A 16922-nucleotide genomic window follows, 5' to 3' on the forward strand; every position below is an offset into this window, starting at 1 on the left:
ATATTAATAAAATAATTTTTGTAATAAGGAGCGGTTTTATGGTAAATACAGGTCTTGTATTAGAAGGTGGCGGTATGCGCGGAATTTATACTGCGGGGGTATTAGAGTATTTTATGGAAAAAGACTTATATTTTCCATATGTTATTGGTGTATCTGCTGGAGCGTGTTTTGGTGCCTCTTATCTTTCTAGGCAAAAAGGAAGAAATCGACAAGTTAACATTGATATGGTTTCACACCCAAAATATCTTTCTTTTAGAAATTTAGTGAAGCAACGACAATTATTTGGAATGGATTTTCTATTTGATGAAATACCAAATAAGCTTGTTCCTTTTGATTTTGAGACCTTTTATAACACCCCCGAAGAGTTTGTCGTTACGACAACGGATTGTCATACAGGGAAGCCTGTTTATTTTAGTAAAGAAGACTATGGTAAAGATCTATTGAATGTAATACGAGCTTCAAGCTCATTACCTTTTATTGCTCCAGTTGTAGAATATAAAGGTAAACATTTGTTAGATGGAGGAATTGTGGATTCAGTTCCAATCAAAAAAGCTGAAAAGGATGGATTAAAAAAGAACGTAGTTATTCTTACAAGGGATCATACTTATACTAAGAAAAAATCTAATATTAAGTGGTTATTATCGAAAGTTTATGGACATTATCCAGAGTTGGTGGAATCTGTTTTATCAAGATATAACATGTATAATCAAACAATAGATCATATAAAAGAAGAAGAGAAGAAGGGGAATATTTTTGTTATTCAACCAAGTTCAAAAGTGAAAGTTGGGAGAATTGAAAGAAATCAAACAAAACTAGAGGAATTATATACACTTGGCTTCGAGGATGCCAGAAGAGAATATGATAAAATGCAAAAATGGTTGGAGAGTTAAGAGAAGCTATTGATTGGCAAATTTCAATAGATCTTTAAACTCGATTGATTTAAAATGAATGTGTTATTAGTCATTAAATGTAGCTGAAAAAATAGGAATTGGAGAAAAAGCGATGGATGGGCAAACTGTTACTGAAATACTGGATAAATTAAGAGACGGAGAATTAAACGAATACCATGTCACAAAAGAACAATTTTTTATATTTCGTGAGGTTCTTGTGAACCGCGAAGATTTTAAACATTTTCGAGGAATTGCTAAACAAGGTGGAAGTGTAATATATCGCTATTTAAAAGAGCCAAGAAGTTAGATGATCTAATTTCTCGGCTCTTTTTATATTGTTTAATAAAATTAAGCAAATTACACTATTTTTAAATAACAATTACATTGATTAAGAGTATTAACAAGACCTCTATCCTAAAGGTTCATACCATACTATAAAAAAACGAGTCTTTTTGCTTACTTTCTACTAAGAAGTTTGGTAATTGACCGATTTTATGTCCGTACCACGGAACAAAACATTTGCCATTGCTACCAGATATTGAGGGGTGTATTAGAGGGAGTATCCTGTTAGTCTTGTGTATGTGGCCAAGCGAGCTTGGTTAATACATTACGAACCTTTAGGAGGTTACGAATCTATGAAAAAAACAATCTTAAAACTTGTTGCTGTTTCAACATTAGCTTTTTCGCTTATTGCGATGACTGCTCCACAATCTAAAGCTAGTGCTGCAACAACACATCAAGTACAATCAGGAGATACGTTCTGGATAATTGGTAAAAAGTATGGAGTTCCTGTTAAAACTTTAATGTCAACAAATAAAAAGTCTTCTCATTTATTATTTATTGGTGAAAAACTTGTTATACCTCAAACGATCACAGCAGCAGAAATGGATTTATTAGCACGACTTGTAAATGCGGAAGCAAAAGGTGAACCATATGCCGGGAAGGTTGCTGTTGCATCGGTTGTACTAAACCGTGTTGATAGTTCGTTATTCCCGAATTCGATTTCAAGTGTTATTTATCAGAAAGATCAAGGTTATTATGCTTTTACTCCTGTTCAAAATGGAGCAATTAATTCACCTGCAGATGCATCAGCAAAGGCAGCAGTAAAAGAAGCCTTAGCTTTCCGAGGAATGGGAAAAGGTTCATTATATTTCTATAACCCTAAAACAGCAAAAAGCACTTGGATTACATCACGTCAAGTGACCGTGAATATTGGTAATCACCGCTTTGCAAAATAATGAAATCACTTAGTACATCACAATTGTGATGTACTTTTTTGCATTATAAGATGTATTTCCATGACTAAAATGAATAGTCTATTTTTTGTTATCACACTCCTATAATAGTAAGAATATTATCGCTAAAATTTGGCAACATAAGAAAAAAGTATGTCAATGAAAGCGTGTGGAACGATGAATAAAATGACGTATGAAGGTGGCAGAGAAAAGCTATCGTTAGTACAGGTATTAGCAAGATTCAGAACTTCTTCTGACTTTATTCAATATGAAGCTGAGACTTCTCAGGTTAAGTACTGGGTATCTTACTTAAGGACAATGGTTGATATGCAGACTCTTCAAAAAAGTATTATGCCTTTTTTAAAGAGTGGAGATTGGAAGACTCTGGATGAACTACAAAATGGAATACCAATCGAAAATATCATTATCACGATCGATACAGATGTGATTAAGGAAAAGCTATTAGACGGATACATTCTTATTTGCTTAACAGAATATGGATTGCCTGGTTTATTAATTAAAGCAACAATTAATAAAGCGCGTGATGTTTCACTACCAGAAGTTGAGTTTAGTGTAGTAGGTCCTAAAGAAGCCTTTGTAGAATCAATTGAATCTAACATTAATTTAATCCGAAAACGAATTCCTGATGAAAAACTACGTATTTTTGAATTAAAAGTCGGTAAGCTTTCAAAAACAAAGGTAGCAATATTGTATATAGAAGGAATTGCGAATGAGGAGAATGTTAACACGGTTAAACAAAGGATTAAAAACATTAAATTTGATCAAATTAGTGACAGCTCCTTTATTACACAAATGATTTCTGATAATCATAATTCTCCTTTTCCACAGCTATTGGATACGGAACGCCCTGACAGGGTATCATCCATTTTAGCGGAAGGAAAGGTTGGTGTTATTGTTGATGGATCTCCACATGTATTAATTGGACCCACAACGTTAGTGGAGTTTTTTTCAGCATTTGATGACTATTTTTATAATTGGTTAAATGCTTCTTTTTTTAGACTGATTCGATTATTTGCAGTAGCATTTTCTATTTTAGTAACACCTATTTATGTTGCAACCTTAACTTACCATTATGAATTAATACCAGGTGATTTATTAAATACTCTCATTTCATCGAGAAGGGTCGTACCATTGCCACCTATACTAGAGGCATTGTTTTTAGAATTAACAATTGAGCTTTTACGTGAAGCAGGGGCACGCCTTCCTACCAAAGTTGGGCAAACAATAGGTATTGTTGGAGGGATTGTTATTGGAACAGCTTCTGTAGAAGCAGGTCTAACAAGTAACATATTACTGATTATTGTTGCATTATCTGCACTTGCATCTTTTACAACACCTATTTATGCAATGGGTAACACTATACGAATGCTGCGCTTCCCATTTTTATTATTAGCAGAATGGTTGGGGCTGCTGGGGTTAATGCTCTGTTTTTGTTTTCTTATGACACATTTATTAAGATTAACCTCCTTAGGCAGACCTTTTTTAGAGCCAATTTACCCTCCTAGAACAAAAGATATGAAAGATGCTTTAATTAGACTTCCATTTTCCTTATTGTCTAAACGACCGTCACAATTGCGAACAAATAACCCAATTAGATTTCCTTCTAAAAAGGCAAAAATGAATAAAGATATAGATGAATGAGTGAGGTGAGTGGACAAAATGAAAGTAGCAGAGCGTTTCCAAGTATCACATTTTTTGGTGTTCTATTTGATCCACTCACTTCAATTTGGTGTAGGTGTATTAGGATTTCAAAGAATTGTAGCTGAAAAATCGGGAAGAGATGCTTGGATTGCGGTTATTATATCGGGAGTTCTTGTGCATATATCAGTATGGATGATTTTCCGTATTTTGAAAGATTTTGAAGGCAACATAATTGATGTACATAAAGACCTTTTTGGGAAATGGATTGGTGGACTTTTTAGTACTATTTTCGGTTTGTATTTTTGTTTACTTGCTATTACTGTTTTAAGGACTTATATAGAAATTATTGAAGTTTGGATGTTTCCAGATTTAAATATTTGGCTATTTACACTGATTTTCTTATTATTAGTCTACTATGTCATTAGTGGTGGTTTTAGAATTGTGACGGGGATCTGTTTTTTTGGGGTCGTTCTGCCTAGTTATTTATTATTCACCTTCTTATTTCCTGTGGAGTTCTCTGATTTATCTAATCTTGCCCCACCACTTAATCATTCTTTTAAAGACATGGCCAGTTCTACAAAAAGTATGTCATTAACCATCTTAGGCTTTGAGGCGTTATTAGTCTATTATCCATTTATTAAACGGCCTGAAAAGTCAAAAAAATGGGCGCATCTCGGAGTTGCATATAGTACATTACTATTCACGCTAATGATGATGGTTTCACTGGCTTATTTTAGTGAAGAACAATTACAAAAAAACGTGTGGGCAACGTTAACAATCTGGAAGATTGTTGAAATGCCTTTTGTGGAGCGGTTTGAATACATAGGAATTGCCAATTGGTGTTTAATCATTCTACCTAATGTTTGTTTAACATTTTGGTGTGCAAGCAGGTGCTTAAAGGATACTTATAAATTTAACCAAAGAATATTACTTGTGCTTGTTTTACTTCTGTCGTATTTTATTGTTTCTATGATGAAAACAAGGGATCAGATTAACTTTTTAAATGACTTTGTCGCACAGACAGGTTTTTATATGATGTTTGGGTATATTCCGGTCCTTTTCTTTCTCACTATATTGATAAAAAAAATAAAGGGGAGAAAAGTGTGAAGTATAGAGACTTAATCATACTTTTTCTAATGATAACGATTTTAACAGGATGTGTGGAAAAGGAGATCATAGATGATGTTAACCTGATTACAGCTCTTGGAGTTGATCTTGTTGAAGATCAAAAAATAAAAGGATCGGCAAATATTGATACATACATAAAAGATCAGCCGGTTACAGATCGTGTTATTGTCGAAGAATCTAAATTGGCTCGTGAGCTAGTGTCGAATATGCAAAAACAATCACCAGATCCCCTTGTTTTAGGTAAATTACAAATTGTTTTATTTGGTGAGAGTCTAGCGAAACAAGGGCTTACCGAGATGGTTGATACCCTTCAGCGCGATGCTTCAATTGGTGAGCGATTATTGCTGGTGATTACCAGGGGTGAAGCGAACGCCATTTTAGAATCTGATTTTGCAACTTTAGGTGCTGCCAAGTATTTAACAAATTTGGTCTTACAAAACAAACTGAATAGAGATCTGCCACGAACGAATTTACATTTGTTTCTTTATCAACATTATTCAAAGGGACAAGATCCATTTCTTCCAATTATAAAAAAAAATGAGAAGTCAGGTAGTGTTGAAATTGATGGGTTAGCTCTTATGAATGAAAAGAAAATGGTTGGTGAAATTTCGAATGAAAAGTTGTTGTTTTTTAAAGTATTAGCAGATCAATATACTAAAGGGGCTTATACAGTTGAAATGCCAGCTACAGGTGAATCAGTTGGTATTAAAAGTATTGCCTCGTCACGTGAGCTAAAGGTGGTTTCAACAAATCCAATCAAGGTGAAAATTAAGGTTCATATTGAAGGGTATATAAATGAGTTTACCGGAAAGAAAATTACACCTGAGGTAACAGGAGAAGTTGAGAAAGCCTTTAAAGAAATAGTAGAAAAAGAATCGTTAGCTCTAATTGAAAAATTTAAAGAGCTAAAAATAGATCCAATCGGAATAGGTGATGATCTTCGTTCACAGTCTCGTGCATTTCTGATCGATGAGTGGCGGGACAGAATACCTGAGTTAGAGGTGGACTTAGAGGCGGATGTTGTGATCACTGAGTCAGGTGTTATTGATTAGGCTATAAATTATGTGAATTTTAATGGAAAATAAAAGATGATTGTTTTATTTACAGGTCTTGTCTCATATCGTTTACTAATGGACTAGTCTAAAGATAAGGGGACAAGACATCATGAACACTTTTGTAAAAGGAACATTAATGCTTGTTATAGCGGCCTTTTTTGGTGAATGTTTAGAATTTTACATTAATATGATTTTAGCTCGTGAGTTAGGAGAAGAGGGTATGGGGCTTATATATGTCCATTTTACCGATTATCTTTTTTATTGTTATTATTGCGAGTTTAGAGCTGCCGATTTCTATTTCAAAATTTGTTGCTGAAAAGCATCGTGAAACACATTACTATATGTTAAAACATACTCTTTTGCTGACGATTATTTTTACATGTATATTTGTTGCAGCTGCTGTACTAACCTTTCCCCACTTACCATTTTTAAATACCTACCATCCTTATGTAAAGTGGTTGTTCGTCATTCTCATACCTGTTGTGTCATTTACATCGATTGCGAGAGGTTATTTTATGGGAGTACAACACATGGGGAAAATTGCATTTTCAAATTTTTTGAAAAAACTAGTGCAACTTGGAATTCTTTATTGGGTCTATCAATCCTTTCAGTTTCAGATTGAGCTAGCACTTCTTATTGCTTTAGCTACATTGATTGGAAGTGAGCTACTTGTAAGTGCATATTTAATTGCTGTCTATTTTATGGAATATCAAGTTCTCAGTAAGGAAAATAAAAAGTTTATACGTGGTAATAAGGTAAGGAGGTCTCTTTTTTCCGTCTCTTTTCCAACCACTGGATTGAGACTTTTTCATTCTTTTACACATGCTATTCAGCCATTCCTTGTAAAGGGTGCTTTAATAGCTGCTGGCTTTTCAAGTGTCATGGCCACTGAACATTATGGAATGCTAGCTGGTGTAGCTATGTCAATTGGATTTTTTCCAGCTTTTATTGGACATTCCTTAATGGTCATGCTTATTCCGAACGTATCAGAAGCATATGCGAATAACGATAATAACAAGTTAGTACGATTGTTGCAGCAGTCAATGGTCATTACATTACTTTATGGATCTATTTCAGTTATTGTCATGTATATGTTTGCAGAACCACTTTCTCGCTTATTTTTTGACTCTTCAACTGCTGCTTTTTATTTAAAGCTATTATGGCCGTACTTTCTTTTCCATTTTTTCATCATTCCTATGCAAGCCTATTTAATTGGTTTGGAACTCGTCAAGGATGCCCTTTTTCATACTGTATGGTCACATATCATATCATTTGGGATGATGTATGTATTAGGTTCTATGGAAGTTTTGCAAATGAAAGGAATTATTTTGGGGATGAATATGGGAGCTGTGCTCCTTATGCTCATGCATTACGTAACAATCTGCAATAAGCTTGAAGTAAGTGTGTATTTTATGAAAAAAAGATATACGTATTAATTGGAGATGAGATATGAGTAAAGGACCAGAAACAGCATCCTTTATTCATATTTTTTTTGTTTTATGGTAACAGTAAGCAGAGGAAATATCTTCAGGAGGGTGATTTAATGAACACATATAGCTTGTTACTCAAGACGCTACTCATCATTTTTATTATTTTTCCTGTTCATGCTGATAGTTCGCTCGCTCTTGAAAAAGGAGAAAAAGTAATTGATTTTACATTAAATACAACAGAAGATAAGAAATTAAATTTGGGAAATTTAAAAGGAAATGTAATGGTTCTTACTTTTTGGACTACATGGTGTTCTTATTGTCAGGAAGAAATGGCGGAATTGACGAAGTTTTACAAAGAAAAAAGATTGGATGGTATTGAGGTAGTTGGGGTTAACATAACTTCTGCAGAAAATAGCCAAAAAGAAGTTATCCATTTTGTAAAGCAATCAAAATTACCTTTTCCAGTAGTTTTGGATGTAAAGGGAGAGGTTTCAAAAAGTTATCAAGTCATTGGTATTCCAACGAGTTATATTATAGATGAAAATGGAATGATTAGAGAAAAAGTATTAGGGCCAATAACTGCCGAAATGTTACATCAGGCATTATTAGATCTTTAGGTCACTTTAAATAAACTTGATAAATGTTATAGCCTTTAATTGTTTTGCTTATAGTTGTTATTCTCACAGATTAATGAAAATTTAATATTATTAGGTAAGGGAGTACAGTTAGTGACAAGGATACTTGCATGATCTGTACTTTCTTTTTTTCTTTTAAAAGGTTAGCGCCTTATTTAGAGGGTATTGTTATTAATTAACTTATTGAGAATGCTTATTATTAATAATAATTATCATTTAATAATTATAATAATTATTACTTGAAAATAAAATGTTGTTTGCTATAATCATATTATACCTTAATTTAATCACATTTTGTTTGAATAGACCTAGGGAATTAATGAAAAATAAAGACTTTGATTATGAATGTTATTCTCAATTAGAGAGGCGGATGATTATGGAGACAAACACGGTAACTGGAATAAAACATCAAACAAATACGAAAAGTGAAAATCACTTTCTTAAAAATTGGATGGAACATATAGAGCTTATTAATGCACTCATTTCTGGTATTTTAATAGGTTTTGGATGGTTTTATAACAATCAGGGAAATGAAGCAATCGCGATTCCACTGTTTATTTTAGCCTTTATTATAGGGGGATTTGCAAAAGCAAAGGAAGGGATAGAGGAAACAATAGCAGAGAAAAACTTGAACGTTGAGCTGCTAATGATCTTTGCAGCAGTTGGTTCTGCTATTATAGGTTATTGGACAGAGGGTGCCATCCTTATTTTTATTTTTGCTCTAAGTGGTGCATTGGAGACCTATACAATGAATAAAAGTCAACGGGAAATTTCTGCATTAATGAGTTTGCAGCCTGAAGAGGCAGTGCTGTTAGTTGACGGAAAGGAAAGTCGAATTCATGTATCTTCCTTAGATATTGGTGATACGATTTTAGTTAAACCTGGTGAAAGAATCGCAACAGATGGTTTTATACTAACTGGTAAAACAAATATAGATCAATCTGCTATTACAGGAGAGTCTATGCCTGTTGAAAAAGATATAAATGATGAAGTATATGCTGGTACAGTTAATGGAAATGGGTCTATTACTGTATCTGTTACGAAGAAAAGTACAGAAACAATGTTTCAAAAAATATTAGATCTAGTTCAATCTGCACAATCGGAAAAATCACCTTCCCAACAATTTATTGAACGTTTTGAAGGCACATATGTAAAAGGAGTTTTATTATTAGTTGCTGCGATGATGGTATTACCACACTTTTTATTAGGGTGGACATGGAACGAAACAATATATCGTGCACTTGTCTTGATGGTGGTGGCATCACCTTGTGCTTTAGTTGCATCGATTATGCCGGCAACTTTATCAGCTATTTCAAACGGGGCAAGAAATGGTCTCTTATTTAAAGGCGGTATGCATTTAGAGAGTTTAAGTAAAACAAATGTTGTTGTCTTTGATAAAACAGGAACTTTAACAAAAGGCGAGCCAGCTGTTACAAATCTTATTACATCTGAAAATGTGAATCTTGAAGAATTCTACGAGGCAGTTCACTCAATTGAAAATCAATCAACACATCCACTTGCAAAAGCTATTGTTTCCAAAATGAACAAAGATTACCCAAATCTCCCGGCTAAAATGATCTCAGTGGATGAAAAGTCTGGATTTGGAGTAAGTGCAGTTATCAATGGAGTGAATTGGAAAATCGGTAAGTCAGACTTTGTTGGACGAAGTTTAGCTGAGGCATATCAAGGTGGAATAAGTGAGCAACTTGCTAAAGAGGGAAAAACAATTGTATATGTTCTGCGTAATGATGAAATGATTGTACTAATTGCATTAAAGGATGTTTTAAGACAAGAGGCAAAGGCTGCAATTGAAACATTACAGCGAAATGGAATTAAGACAGTTATGTTAACAGGTGATAGTCTTTCAACTGCAGAAGCAATCGCAAACGAGTTAAATGTGGATCTATTTAAGGCTGAATGTTTGCCTGAAGACAAGGTGACAGAAATTAAAGCGTTAAAAGAGAGATACGGAACAGTAACAATGATTGGGGACGGCATTAATGATGCTCCAGCACTTGCCATTTCCGATGTTGGAATTGCAATGGGGGAAGGGACAGATGTTGCACTGGAAACAGCAGATATTGTTTTGATGAAAAATGAACTTTCAAAGCTTACAAATGCGTTGAAATTGTCAAAAAAGATGAACAGTATTGTAAAACAAAATATTGTATTTTCTATGTCTGTTATTGCGTTATTAATTTGTTCCAACTTCCTCCAAGTACTGGATTTACCTCTAGGTGTTATTGGACACGAAGGAAGTACCATTTTGGTTATTTTGAATGGACTACGATTATTAAGAGGGATATAGAAAGAGCAAAGAGGGTGATTTCATACACTAAAAAGGGTATAAGTCTCCCTCTTTTTTATTTCTTACAGTTTATGTTGATTCTTTTGGTGTGTTAACTGCTCCTTCTTCTTCATCTGGACGGTTGCTAACAATGATATATGAAATAACAAAGCAGCAAAAGCCAATAATCCATCCAAAAATCGTACTATAGTAAAAGGTGTCAATTAATGACATTCCTATAAAAGGAGCCATAACCCCTATGATACAAAGTATAGAAACTAAATGACGTTTTACCCAATGAAGCAATACGAACAACTCCTTAGTAGGAAGAAAGATAGACATATAATGTTATTATACAAGAAAAAGAACTTTTGGAGTATCAATGAAATATTAAGAACATGTTACAAATATTAGTGATATTTACGACCTTTCCATATATAACCCTTTTTCATAATTGATGTAACCATTGAAGAGATTAGTAATGCGATAAAGAATGTTGCAATTAAAGGCATTGCAAAACTGATTGATACATTTTGTTTGGTTTTTCGATCAACAAACCCTTTTTGTGAAACAATAAGAAAGTAAGGTAAAATATTAGATATAGTAATATAATCTTTAACCAGTAAATTGTATACTTCATAGACGACAAGTAAACCGGGAAAGATAAAGAAACAAGAATAAAAGGAAATAAGAATAATAGCTAAAAAACGAGAACGCCCAATTCCGACAAAAGTATTCTTTTTAAACCCTTCCCATACTTCTTTATTATTCTTATACATGTAGCATGTAACAAAAGAAGTTATATTGGACAGTATGACTTTGTAGCCTTGCTTTTTCATAAGCCTAGCTAAATGAACATCATCAAGCAAGGAATTTTTAATGGTTTCGTGACCACCAATAGAAAAATATGCTTGTCGTTCAAATAACATAAACGACCCGTGTGCGGCAGCAGCGGAAGACATTTGCGTATAGTTTGCTAAAAAAAGCGGTAAATGGAAATAAATTAAAAAATGCTGCATGGGAACAAGCCATTTTTCTAAAAGATGATGTACTGGAAAACGTGGAAAGCCAGTGATTAGATGACCATTTTGTTTATCAAGCATATGAATAACGGATTGAATAACATCTGGACTTAATCGAATATCTGCATCTAAAAATAAAAAATAATCACCTTTTGCATGCTTACTTAATTGGTTACATGCATGAACTTTTCCTGTCCAGCCTTGGGGTAAATCAGTTCCATAGAGTAAAGTAAAACGCTTATCGTTCGATATTAAAGACTTAATAATTGATGATGTTCGATCTGATGATTGATCATCAAGTAAATGAAATTCTAGGTTTTGATAAGTTAATTTTTTTAGAGATGTAATAAGCTCCATTGCATTGTCTTCTTCGTTGCGTAAGGGTATTAAAATGGAGACAAGTTTATTGTGATTAACTTTTTGTTTTTTTACTTCAGGCATAAAGAAAGAGTTGAAAATGGTCCAAATCAAAAACAAACTTAAAATGATGATATAGATAAGCATAATGATCCCCCGTTTTCCGTTTATCAAATATATTGTACTGACTAGGGAGAGATTTTACATTTTTTAAGGTGCTTCAGTTAAAAAAACCACGTAGATTGATATGTTATCTACATGGGTACGTACACAAGCTAGCCGATTTCTCTTTCATGATCATATTTCAAATCGTTTTCTAAAATAAGATCTGCGGTAAGTTGACCTGATAATGTTACCATAGGTACTCCTCCTCCAGGATGTGTTGATCCTCCTACAAAGTAAAGATTTTGTAAGTATGAGCTTTTACTAGGAAATTTAAAACCACCGTTTTTCTTCCGGTCTGTGGCAACGCCATAAATGGAGCCGCCATTTGCGCCGTATAATTGCTGAAGGTCATTAGGTGTAAACATGTATTCAAATTCGATGGAATTTGATAAATCTGTAACACCCATTTTTTCAAGTTTAGCCATAATTATTTCCCGGTATTCTAATGCTTTATTATCCCATGTTTCTCCTTCTTTTAATGGGGGTACATGAGTTAAAACAAATAAGTTTTCCTTGCCCTCAGGTGCTTGTGTTGGATCAGATTTTGAGGATATTCCAACATAAATTGTTGGATCTTCTGGCGGTGTTTCCTCATTGTAAAGTTGATTAAACTCTTTTTCAGGTGATGCTGAAAAGAAAAAATTATGATGTGTAAGATGTTCGTATTTTTTATTAACTCCTAATAATAGTACTAGGCCGGAAACAGTTGGAGGGAACTTCTCCTGTTCCTGATTAAAATCAGGATGTAAAGAGTGATTCTCTAGCAATGTTTGATAAGTAGGTACAACCTCTAAATTGGAGACTATAATGTCAGCTTCTACTATTTGTCCATTTTCAAGCTCTACGCCTGTTGCTTTTTTCCATTTGATATGATCTTTTTTACTTTTGTGTTTAGATGTACATTAACTTGTAATTCATGTAAGACCTTCGACATCGCGTTTGCAATTTCATACATGCCTCCATCAACATAATATATTCCAAGTCCTAATTGAACATGTGCTAACTGTGATAAAACGGCAGGAGCATGATAGGGTGAAGACCCGATATACATGATTAAAAAATTAAACAATTGCTGAATTTTTTTATCTTTAAAGAATTTACGTGTTCCTTGGTGCATTGTTTTCATCGGATCCATTGATAATAATTCTTTAACCGTATGCATGGATCTTAAATCCTGTAGTCCACTTAAACTTTTTTTGTAAACACTTTTTAAGCTGTATTCATACATTTTGCTACAATAATTTAAATAATTGAAAAGCTCACCTGCGTCTTCTTTAGATACTGATCTTAGTTGTCTAATTAACTCAGGTAAATCACTTGTAAGTTCGATGGTCGTGCCGTCTTCAAAAAATGTTTTCCACTGTGGCTCGATTCTTTTCAATTTAATATAGTCTGTAAGGTTTCGATTGGCATTTTGAAATAATTGTTCAAGTACCCATGGCATGGTTAGAATAGAAGGTCCCGTATCAAAAGAAAACCCTTTTCCACCTCTTTTGTTCATCTTTCCGCCAAGTCGCTCGCCTTTTTCAATAATCGTAACATCATAGTTATCTAAAGCAAGACGTATACCTGCTGACATCCCACCTAAACCTCCACCGATGATAATAACTTTTTTGTTCATTTTTTCCTCCAAAAGTTTATAGTAAAGTAATGTGAAAAATGACTTCTATAAAAACTCATTTTATCCATCATTTTCCTATTCGAGACAGTATATTTCTTTCTTAATTGATATTTTTTAACACAGTAGTTCCTAAGGGTTGTGTTAAATTGTACTTTTTTATGTTCATTGCTATCATGTAAAGAGAAGTGTAGAAGGGTAGTGAAATAATGAAAAATCGTATAGAAAATGTAATGAAATGGCTTCAAGCACAAGACATAGATATGTGTTTTGTTCAATCTAAAGAAAATGTCTTTTATTTAACTCATTTTTATACTGACCCACATGAAAGACTATTGGGGGTTTTTATATTTAAAGAAGCTGATCCTATTATGGTTTGTCCAAATATGGAGATTAATCAGGCAAAGGCAGCTGGATGGGAAAATGAAATGATTGGTTATAGTGATCACGAAGATCCATGGGAGTTAATTAAGGAAAGAGTGAAACTTAGATATAAACATTCTTTAAATAAAGTTGCAGTGGAAATAGATACTATTTCTTACAGTAGGGTTGAAAAGTTAAAACAACTTTCTAATGAAGATGTTCAAATTGTTACAGCTGAGGACATGTTAAATCAACTTAGACTAATAAAGGACAAAAGTGAAATTAAAATTTTAACTGAAGCTGCTAAACTTGCAGACTATGGAGTCCAAATTGGAGTAGAGGCTCTTAAAAGTGGCGTTACTGAAATGGATGTATTGGCCACGATTGAATACGAGCTAAAGAAAAAAGGGATAAGAGAAATGTCTTTTTCAACAATGGTATTGTTCGGAGAAAAGTCGGGGGATCCTCATGGTAATCCAGGATTGACGCAACTTACTGATGGAGATTTTGTATTATTTGATCTAGGTGTTGTATTAGATGGTTATTGCTCCGACATTACAAGAACCTTTGTGTATAAACAGGCTGATGAAAAGCAAGAAGAAATTTATCATACTGTATTACAGTCGCAATTAGCTGCACTGGAAGCAAGTAAACCTGGTACACGAATTGGCGATTTAGATGAAATAGCTAGAAAAGTTATAACAGATGCAGGTTATGGCGATTATTTCCCACATCGACTTGGGCATGGATTAGGAATTAATGTTCATGAATATCCTTCTATGAGTCATATCAATGACAACTTGTTAACAGAAGGGATGGTTTATACAATCGAACCTGGAATATACATTCCTTCAATTGGAGGAGTACGTATCGAAGATGATGTGTTAATAACCGAAGATGGGTATAAAACTTTAACAACATTTCCTAAGAATCTTACTGTAATAAAATAACCAAAGTGCATAAAAGGGATTGACATAATTTAAGATGAGAAATAAATTAACCATCCTATTTTTCTCGATGCTTATGTTTTTACTAACAATAGCATGCTCTGCAAATCAAGATAGCAAAGACCTTGTTTCTGCGAAAGTGGCAAAGGTCGTAGACGGTGATACATTAAACGTTATGATTAGCGGTAAAGAAGAAACAATACGATTACTATTAGTAGATACTCCTGAGACGGTTCACCCTTCTAAACCTGTTCAACCGTTTGGGCCAGAGGCAAGTAACTATTTAAAAAAGCTGTTAAATGGAAAAGAAGTCCAGGTTGAATTAGGAATAGGTGAACGTGATAAATATGGCAGGTTGTTGGCATATGTGTATATTGATGAACAAATGGTAAATAAGATGCTTTTGCAAAAAGGTTTAGCTAGAGTGGCTTATGTGTTTGAACCTAACACAAAATACATTGATGAATTCAATTCGATTCAAAAGCAAGCTCAACAAAATGAAGTTGGAATTTGGAGTATTGAAAACTATGCAACAGATGAAGGTTTCCAGACAACACTAAATGAAGACCGAAACGAATTAAATCCAAGCTTACAAGTGGATGAAAAGTGTACAATTAAGGGGAACATTAATTCAAAGGGTGAAAAAATCTTTCATACAGAGCAATCTCCTTCATATGAATTGACAAAGCTCGAAGAAATGTTTTGTACAGAAGATGAAGCCATAGCGGCAGGATATCGAGCAGTTAAAAGATAACACAAAAGGGATTCAATTTTTGAATCCCTTTTGTGTTATATAGAAGGATCTGTAACATCTATGTTTTTGCTTACAGACCTGCCAGTTGTCGATGTTCTTTATCAAATAAAAGTAATGAAGGATTTGATTTTTGGCTTTCCAATAAAATATCCTTGTGCTAAATCAATACCAATTTCCTTTAAAAATTGAAATTCTTCTTTAGTTTCAATACCTTCACCTAACACTGTAATACCTAGTTCTTTTGCTAAGTTCATTACACCGAGTAAAAAAGTTTGATTGTCTTTGCTAATATGACAATCTTGAATATACATTCTATCAATTTTTATATAATCAGGACGAAGCTTAGAAAGCATATCTAATGTAGAATATCCGGCACCAACATCGTCCAATGCAACTTTCATACCGTGTTCTCTATATGTTTCTAGAATTGATTTTAAATGTTGTACATCATGTATCTTCTCTGTCTCTACTACTTCAAACACGAGGTCATTTGGATCCACATTGTATTTTTCAACAATTTGAAATGTGTGTTTTAAGCAATGTGCAGGGTTATATATTGTAGATGGTAAGAAGTTGATGAAGCTTTTAATTCCTTGTGGGATACGATTAGTTCGAGATTCTATGGCTATCTCACGAGCCTTTTTATCTAAAATGGAATGCATTTCTGTTTTTCTGGCAACTTCAAAAAGTTGACTTGGAAAAATCGAATGATCCTTTACCCTTAGAAGTGATTCATATCCATAAATATCACCACTGTCCATATTAATAATGGGCTGCAGATAACTAATAAACTCTCCATTTTTTATAATGTTAACTGTATTTTCATGAAAAGTGTGTTCATATATTGTTTGTAATGAATAACTTTCAAAAGGTCCCGGCACTTCTTCCTGGTGTATGGCTCCTTTAAATTCTTCAAGAGTATTACCCAACTCATAATGGATAAAAGAAAGAAACTCCTTTAATGCACTTTTTGACTCAAAAGCTTTAATAAAATGATTTGTATTAACCTGTTTAAAATAAAGTTTCGTCAAGGTTTTTGTTAATTTATCATGCTTGCTAGGAAATATTGATAAAAAACCTTGATTATGTATTTTAAGAGGTTGAAAGCAGGATCTACAATAATTGACCATCTTTATCCCTCGATTCAATATCATATTTTAGATTGATTTTATTTTACCAAAGATTATACAAAAGTTAAACAAAAATAATTCACGAATGGAATTATTAATTTATATTAGTGAATTGATTAACTTGTCCAATGTTTGGGTATAGCATAAAAATAAAAGGAAATTTAAATGAGTTCTTTTGACATTGTTTATTTAAACTGAGAGCATTCTAACCGAAGTGTTTTGGTTAAAAAGATAAAAATGGGAA

The 16922-nt window shown here is 33.4% G+C and carries 15 protein-coding genes and 1 pseudogene; 11 read left to right on the forward strand and 5 right to left on the reverse strand.

What is annotated here, in order from left to right; translation table 11 throughout:
- Positions 1-38: 38 nt before the first annotated feature.
- From MVE64_RS21955 to MVE64_RS21995, 9 genes and pseudogenes are all read left to right on the forward strand, one after another.
- Positions 39-890, forward strand: coding sequence for a patatin-like phospholipase family protein (locus MVE64_RS21955; RefSeq protein ID WP_247341305.1), 852 nt, complete (start codon positions 39-41; stop codon positions 888-890).
- A gap of 112 nt (positions 891-1002) precedes the next feature.
- Positions 1003-1197, forward strand: a complete 195-nt coding sequence (locus MVE64_RS21960) for a hypothetical protein (RefSeq protein ID WP_247341307.1) — start codon at positions 1003-1005, stop codon at positions 1195-1197.
- Positions 1198-1585: 388 nt separating this feature from the next.
- The gene (locus tag MVE64_RS21965) at positions 1586-2128 is read left to right on the forward strand and encodes a cell wall hydrolase (RefSeq protein WP_232273952.1); all 543 of its coding nucleotides are present in this window, start codon (positions 1586-1588) and stop codon (positions 2126-2128) included.
- A gap of 183 nt (positions 2129-2311) precedes the next feature.
- The gene (locus MVE64_RS21970) at positions 2312-3787 is read left to right on the forward strand and encodes a spore germination protein (RefSeq protein ID WP_247347186.1); all 1476 of its coding nucleotides are present in this window, start codon (positions 2312-2314) and stop codon (positions 3785-3787) included.
- An 18-nt stretch (positions 3788-3805) separates the two neighbouring features.
- On the forward strand, positions 3806-4894 hold the full coding sequence (locus MVE64_RS21975; RefSeq protein ID WP_247347188.1) for a GerAB/ArcD/ProY family transporter: 1089 nt from the start codon (positions 3806-3808) through the stop codon (positions 4892-4894).
- Entirely contained in the window at positions 4891-5967 is a 1077-nt protein-coding gene (locus tag MVE64_RS21980; protein ID WP_247341309.1) for a Ger(x)C family spore germination protein, read from the forward strand. The genes MVE64_RS21975 and MVE64_RS21980 overlap by 4 nt, the downstream gene beginning before the upstream one ends.
- 112 nt (positions 5968-6079) lie before the next feature.
- A pseudogene (locus MVE64_RS21985) lies at positions 6080-7406 on the forward strand (polysaccharide biosynthesis protein).
- Between the two features lie 107 nt (positions 7407-7513).
- Positions 7514-8017, forward strand: coding sequence for a TlpA disulfide reductase family protein (locus MVE64_RS21990; RefSeq protein WP_247341310.1), 504 nt, complete (start codon positions 7514-7516; stop codon positions 8015-8017).
- A 388-nt stretch (positions 8018-8405) separates the two neighbouring features.
- On the forward strand, positions 8406-10343 hold the full coding sequence (locus MVE64_RS21995; protein WP_425594018.1) for a heavy metal translocating P-type ATPase: 1938 nt from the start codon (positions 8406-8408) through the stop codon (positions 10341-10343).
- A 69-nt stretch (positions 10344-10412) separates the two neighbouring features.
- Here MVE64_RS21995 and MVE64_RS22000 read toward each other — a convergent pair whose 3' ends face one another.
- From MVE64_RS22000 to MVE64_RS27930, 4 genes are all read right to left on the reverse strand, one after another.
- A complete protein-coding gene (locus tag MVE64_RS22000) occupies positions 10413-10628 on the reverse strand; it encodes a hypothetical protein (protein WP_247341312.1) in 216 nt (71 codons plus the stop codon).
- A 104-nt stretch (positions 10629-10732) separates the two neighbouring features.
- The gene (locus tag MVE64_RS22005) at positions 10733-11848 is read right to left on the reverse strand and encodes a glycosyltransferase family 2 protein (protein ID WP_247341314.1); all 1116 of its coding nucleotides are present in this window, start codon (positions 11846-11848) and stop codon (positions 10733-10735) included.
- 128 nt (positions 11849-11976) lie between these two features.
- A complete protein-coding gene (locus MVE64_RS27925) occupies positions 11977-12633 on the reverse strand; it encodes a phytoene desaturase family protein (RefSeq protein ID WP_345740695.1) in 657 nt (218 codons plus the stop codon).
- 74 nt (positions 12634-12707) lie between these two features.
- A complete protein-coding gene (locus MVE64_RS27930; RefSeq protein ID WP_345740696.1) occupies positions 12708-13487 on the reverse strand; it encodes a phytoene desaturase family protein in 780 nt (259 codons plus the stop codon).
- Positions 13488-13693: 206 nt separating this feature from the next.
- Between MVE64_RS27930 and MVE64_RS22015 the strand changes: the two genes are divergently transcribed.
- Both MVE64_RS22015 and MVE64_RS22020 read left to right on the forward strand, forming a co-directional pair.
- Positions 13694-14797, forward strand: a complete 1104-nt coding sequence (locus MVE64_RS22015; RefSeq protein ID WP_247341316.1) for a M24 family metallopeptidase — start codon at positions 13694-13696, stop codon at positions 14795-14797.
- Positions 14798-14831: 34 nt separating this feature from the next.
- Positions 14832-15548: a thermonuclease family protein gene (locus MVE64_RS22020; RefSeq protein ID WP_247341318.1), complete on the forward strand. Its 717-nt coding sequence runs from the start codon at positions 14832-14834 to the stop codon at positions 15546-15548.
- Between the two features lie 101 nt (positions 15549-15649).
- Here MVE64_RS22020 and MVE64_RS22025 read toward each other — a convergent pair whose 3' ends face one another.
- Positions 15650-16678 carry an EAL domain-containing protein gene (locus tag MVE64_RS22025; RefSeq protein ID WP_247341320.1) on the reverse strand — a complete coding sequence of 343 codons (1029 nt, stop codon included), beginning with the start codon at positions 16676-16678 and terminating at the stop codon, positions 15650-15652.
- Positions 16679-16922: the final 244 nt, after the last annotated feature.

Origin of the sequence: Metabacillus endolithicus, assembly GCF_023078335.1 — a bacterium.
Lineage (GTDB): Bacteria > Bacillota > Bacilli > Bacillales > Bacillaceae > Metabacillus > Metabacillus endolithicus.